Source organism: Mycobacterium angelicum (genome assembly GCF_002086155.1).
GTDB classification, from domain to species: domain Bacteria; phylum Actinomycetota; class Actinomycetes; order Mycobacteriales; family Mycobacteriaceae; genus Mycobacterium; species Mycobacterium angelicum.
In genome coordinates, this window is record NZ_MVHE01000301.1 from 1 (window position 1) to 449 (window position 449).

A 449-nucleotide genomic window follows, 5' to 3' on the forward strand; every position below is an offset into this window, starting at 1 on the left:
GGGGATGAGGTGGGGTTGTTGGTGGGTCAGGGCGGTGTCGAACAGGGTGAGGCCGTGTGGGGTGGTGATGGGGGTGAGGCCGTTTTGGGTCATGCGGGTGTGGTCGTGGTGGGTGAGGTGGGCGGTCATGGCGCTGGTGGTTTGCCAGTAGCCCCAGGCCAGGCTGGTGGTGGGGTGGTGTTGGTGGTGGCGGTGGTGGGCCAGGGCGTCGAGGAAGGCGTTGGCGGCGGCGTAGGCGCCTTGTCCGGGGGCGCCCAGAGTGGCTGCGACGGAGGAGAACAGGACGAAGGTGTCGAGGTCTGTCGTGGTGGTGAGTTGGTGCAGGTGCCAGGCGGTGTCGGCTTTGGCGGTGAGCACGGTGTGGAGTTGATCGGGGGTGATGTCGGTGGTGAGGGCGTCGTGTAGGGCGCCGGCGGTGTGGATGATGGCGGTTAGGGGGTGGTGGGTGG

General features: G+C 67.9%; 1 protein-coding gene. It reads right to left on the reverse strand.

The window, feature by feature from the left end; translation table 11 throughout:
- Positions 1-449, reverse strand: a 449-nt coding sequence (locus BST12_RS29495) for a KR domain-containing protein (RefSeq protein ID WP_139802101.1), incomplete at both ends; no start/stop codon positions are given.